Origin of the sequence: Pseudomonas sp. NPDC099000, assembly GCF_044759925.1 — a bacterium.
GTDB lineage: Bacteria > Pseudomonadota > Gammaproteobacteria > Pseudomonadales > Pseudomonadaceae > Aquipseudomonas.
The window spans coordinates 1-4844 of sequence record NZ_JBIWAF010000007.1 but is presented as its reverse complement, the minus strand read 5'-3'; the positions used below and the strand labels follow the sequence as shown (position 1 = coordinate 4844).

Sequence of the window (4844 nt, the reverse complement as noted above, 5' to 3'; positions counted from 1 at the left end):
CTCGGCAACTATGGCACCGACTACGGTCACCAATACGCTGACGTCGTCGTCAACGGTGACCAATACTGCGCCGGAGGCCTGACGGGCGATACGGCCAGTCTCGAGGGTAACGGTCGACTGACCGAACTGGAATTTTTTGATTACCGGGTTCACGGTGTCCTACCTTCTTTTGTGGCTCTTGGGGAACTTGTCTTCTTGCGAAATTCTTGGGCAATGTCGGGAATCGGCCCAACGCCTGTCCAGGGTAAAACGACTATCCAGATAAAACTTGAGGCTGGGAGCCTGCCATGTACCAGCGGGAAACCCACTGGCGCACGACAGACAACCAACCTCTAGCGCAATCGCTTATTAGCGACGCAGACCCAGGCGACCGATCAGAGCCTGATAACGACCCAGATCCTTGCCTTTCAGGTAGTCCAGCAGCTTACGACGCTGGTTAACCATGCGGATCAGACCACGACGGGAGTGGTGATCTTTACCGTTGGCCTTGAAGTGACCTTGCAGCTTGTTGATGTTGTGGGTCAGCAGTGCAACTTGCACTTCTGGCGAACCAGTGTCACCAACGGCTTGCTGGTAGTCAGCTACGATTTGAGCTTTTTCTTGAACGTCGAGAGCCATGAGGCAATCCTTTTATCAGGAAACCATCCAGAGGAAGGTTTCAACAGGCCAGGGACAAATCCCTGTATCTAAAAATGAGTAGTGACCGTGCCTGTTAACAGCCACCCTCGTCCGGTCATTCTGACCGAATCAGTCGACGCGGCGCGATGCGCCCGTCTTCGCTCACTTCACCGATACCGATGAAGCGACCGTTGTGATCCTGTACCCGTACCATGCCGAACTTCGGTGCATCCGGGGCTCGTACCGGTTGGCCGTTAAGCCAGTAGAACGAGCTGTGCTCCGAGAACTGCAACAGTGGCCAATCCAGCAGCCCGCTGTCCGATGGCATCAGGAAGCGGTCGACCGCTTCGTTGCCGCCTTCGGCATGTACTGCTTCCAACTCTTCAAGCGTGACCGTCTGCGCCAGCGTGAAAGGCCCGGCCTGGGTACGTCGCAATTCAGCCACGTAAGCGCCACAACCGAGTTGCTCACCGATATCCTCCACCAGGGTGCGAATATAGGTGCCTTTGCTGCAATCCACCGCAAGCCGCGCAGTATCGCCCTCAAAGGCCAGCAATTCCAAGCGCGCAATAGTAACAGAACGCGGTTCACGCTCCACTACTTCGCCTGCACGGGCCAGCTTGTACAGCGGCTGACCATCACGCTTGAGCGCCGAGTACATGGGCGGTATCTGACTGATTTGCCCACGAAAATTGGGCAGCACAGCTTCTACATCGGCGCGACCAACGGTAACCGGGCGCTCCTGCAAAACTTCACCTTCGGCATCGGCCGTGGTGGTGGTCTTGCCCAGTTGCGCCAGTGTTTCATAAGCCTTGTCGGAGTCGAGCAGGTATTGCGAAAACTTGGTGGCCTCACCGAAGCACAACGGCAACACGCCGGTGGCCAGCGGATCGAGACTGCCGGTATGACCGGCCTTCTCGGCGTTCAGCAACCAGCGAACCTTCTGCAACGCGGCGTTGGAGGTAAACCCCAACGGCTTGTCGAGCAGAATGATACCGCTGACGTTACGACGGATACGTTTGACCTGAGCCACCGATTACTCCTTGGCGTCTTCGGGTTCAGCCGCTACCGGGTGCTGATTGTCTTCAGCCACCGCACGCTCGATCAGGGCCGACAGGTGCGCGCCACGCACGACGCTTTCGTCGTAGTGGAAGTGCAACTGAGGAACGCTGCGCAACTTCATTTCGCGAGCCAACTGCATACGCAGGAAACCGGCGGCGGAGTTGAGCACCTTGATACTTTGTGCGATGTCTTCGGCGTTGTCCTGGCCCATCACGGTGATGAAGATCTTGGCGTGACCGACGTCACGGCTGACTTCAACAGCGGTAATGGTGACCAGGCCGACGCGCGGGTCTTTGACTTCACGACGGATCAGCTGTGCCAGCTCACGCTGCATCTGATCGCCGATACGTTGGGTACGGCTGTATTCTTTTGCCATGTCTTGTTACCTGTTACTGCCCCACGGTGAAACCCGAGGGGTCTGAAAGCGGCAAACGCCCGGCCTGACAAAAGCCAGACCGGGCGTTGCGTTTAGAGTCCTGACGCTGTGCCGCGCATTTGCATGCGGCGGCTAGGCGTGGCCCTTGAAGTGCGCGAGTTAGAGGCTGCGAGCAACCTGAACCTTCTCGAAGACTTCGATCTTGTCACCGACTTTGACGTCGTTGTAGCTCTTCACGCCGATACCGCATTCCATGCCGGCACGTACTTCGGAAGCGTCATCCTTGAAGCGGCGCAGGGATTCCAGCTCGCCTTCGAAGATAACGATGTCTTCACGCAGTACACGGATTGGACGGTTACGGTGAACAACACCTTCGATAACCATGCAACCGGCGATCGCGCCAAACTTCGGCGAACGGAACACGTCACGCACTTCAGCGGTACCCAAGATGTTCTCGCGAACATCGCTGCCCAGCATACCGGTGAGGGCTTTCTTGACGTCTTCGATGATGTCGTAGATCACGTTGTAGTAACGCATATCCAGACCTTCCTGCTCGACGATCTTGCGAGCGCCGGCATCGGCACGCACGTTGAAGCCAAACAGTACAGCGTTGGAGGCCAGTGCCAGGTTAGCGTCGGACTCGGTGATACCACCTACGCCGCCACCGACAACACGCACTTGCACTTCGTCGTTACCCAGGCCGTTCAAGGCGCCGTTCAACGCTTCCAGCGAACCACGGACGTCAGATTTGAGGACGATGTTGAGCGTCTTCTTCTCTGCCTGGCCCATGTTTTCGAAGATGTTTTCAAGCTTGCCGGCGTGAGCACGGGCCAGTTTGACTTCGCGGAACTTGCCTTGACGGAACAGAGCCACTTCACGGGCTTTCTTCTCGTCCGACAGCACGCTCATCTCGTCGCCAGCGTCCGGAGTACCGTCCAGGCCGAGGATCTCGACAGGGATGGAAGGACCGGCTTCCTTGATTGGCTTGCCGTTCTCGTCGAGCATGGCACGTACACGGCCATAGTTTGAACCGACCAGGACCATGTCGCCTTGGCGCAGAGTACCGTCTTGAACCAGAACGGTAGCAACCGGGCCACGACCTTTGTCGAGACGCGATTCAACCACGACACCACGACCTGGGGCCGAAGGGGTTGCCTTCAGTTCCAGAACTTCGGCTTGCAGCAGAACAGCTTCGAGCAACTCGTCCACGCCGGTACCGACTTTCGCCGAAACCGATACGAACGGCGTGTCGCCGCCCCACTCTTCCGAAGTCACGCCGTGAACCGACAGTTCGCTACGGATGCGATCGAGATCGGCGCCCGGCTTGTCGATTTTGTTCACTGCAACAACCAGCGGAACACCGGCAGCCTTGGCGTGCTGAACGGCTTCAACGGTCTGCGGCATCACGCCGTCGTCCGCTGCAACCACCAGGATCACGATGTCGGTCGCCTTGGCACCACGAGCACGCATTGCGGTAAACGCGGCGTGACCCGGGGTATCGAGGAAGGTGACCATGCCGCGTTCGGTTTCAACGTGGTACGCGCCGATGTGCTGGGTGATACCGCCGGCTTCGCCAGCCGCTACCTTGGCACGACGGATGTAGTCGAGCAGCGAGGTCTTACCGTGGTCAACGTGACCCATTACGGTCACAACTGGCGCACGGGAGAACGTCTCACCTTCAAACTTCAAGGACTCAGCCAGGGAGTCTTCCAGGGCGGTGTCGCTGACCAGGGTCACTTTGTGGCCCAGTTCTTCGGCTACCAGTTGAGCAGTTTCCTGATCAAGCACCTGGTTGATGGTCGCTGGCGTACCCAGTTTGAACATGAACTTGATGATTTCAGCAGCCTTGACCGACATCTGCTGGGCGAGATCGCCAACAGTGATGGTCTCGCCGATCTGCACATCACGCACGACAGGGCCGGTTGGGCTCTGGAATCCGTGAGCATTGCGCTTCTTCAGCTTGGCCTTGCCGCGACCACCACGACGGAAGCCATCGCTTTCTTCGTCGGTAGTACGTGGCGCAACACGTGGCGCAGGCGCTTTCTCTTTGACCGAAGCACGATGCGGAGCGTTTTTGCGCTCACCATCGCCACTGCCACGACGACTGTTATCGTCTGCACGTGGTTTGTCCGGACGGCGCTGTTCGTTCTGCTTGTTGCGAACGTCAGCAGACGGTGCTGGAGCAGCGGCTACAACCGGTGCGCTTTCGCGTACTGGTTCGGCAACTGCAGCAGGCGCTGCAACGGCGTCATTAGTAGCGGATTGCGCAGCAGCAGGCTGGCGACGCGCTTCTTCTTCGGCGCGACGCTTGGCTTCTTCTTCAGCCTTCTGACGAGCAGCATTTTCTACTGCGCGACGTTCGTCCAGTTCGCGTTTGCGCTCGGCTTCGATTTCTTCCGGGCTGCGCTGTACGAAAACTTTCTTTTTACGGACTTCAACACTGATGCTTTTGCTGCCAGCAACACGCAGGGTGCTGGTGGTTTTACGCTGCAGTGTGATCTTGCGTGGTTCTTCCACTTTCGCCTTGTGGCTGCTTTTCAAGTGAGTCAGCAAAGATTGCTTCTCACTGTCAGTCACATGTTCTTCGGCGGCGGTGTGCGGCAGACCTGCCTCACGCATCTGCTGCAACAGGCGCTCTACCGGTGTTTTGACCTCATCGGCCAGTTGTTTCACCGTGACTTGCGTCATGCACTTCTCTCCTCAGGCCGCGCCTAATTTATAGATGAAGTGGGATGGGTAGGGAATGATTTTCTTTCAGGGTGTATATTTGTGTTTTCGGTGTATGTTT

4 protein-coding genes and 1 pseudogene are annotated in these 4844 nt (G+C 57.4%); all 5 read right to left on the bottom strand.

Annotated features, from left to right (window positions below):
• Window positions 1–153, bottom strand: a pseudogene (locus ACIQV9_RS11045) (polynucleotide phosphorylase/polyadenylase); the annotation flags it as partial.
• Window positions 154–348: 195 nt separating this feature from the next.
• Window positions 349–618 (bottom strand): 30S ribosomal protein S15, encoded by a 270-nt coding sequence (rpsO, locus tag ACIQV9_RS11040; protein ID WP_003176135.1) that lies wholly within the window; start codon window positions 616–618, stop codon window positions 349–351.
• Between the two features lie 115 nt (window positions 619–733).
• Entirely contained in the window at window positions 734–1651 is a 918-nt protein-coding gene (gene truB, locus ACIQV9_RS11035; protein WP_201114932.1) for a tRNA pseudouridine(55) synthase TruB, read from the bottom strand.
• 3 nt (window positions 1652–1654) lie between these two features.
• Window positions 1655–2056 carry a 30S ribosome-binding factor RbfA gene (rbfA, locus tag ACIQV9_RS11030; RefSeq protein ID WP_007942872.1) on the bottom strand — a complete coding sequence of 134 codons (402 nt, stop codon included), beginning with the start codon at window positions 2054–2056 and terminating at the stop codon, window positions 1655–1657.
• Window positions 2057–2215: 159 nt separating this feature from the next.
• A complete protein-coding gene (gene infB, locus ACIQV9_RS11025; RefSeq protein WP_403101044.1) occupies window positions 2216–4744 on the bottom strand; it encodes a translation initiation factor IF-2 in 2529 nt (842 codons plus the stop codon).
• Between the last annotated feature and the right edge of the window lie 100 nt (window positions 4745–4844).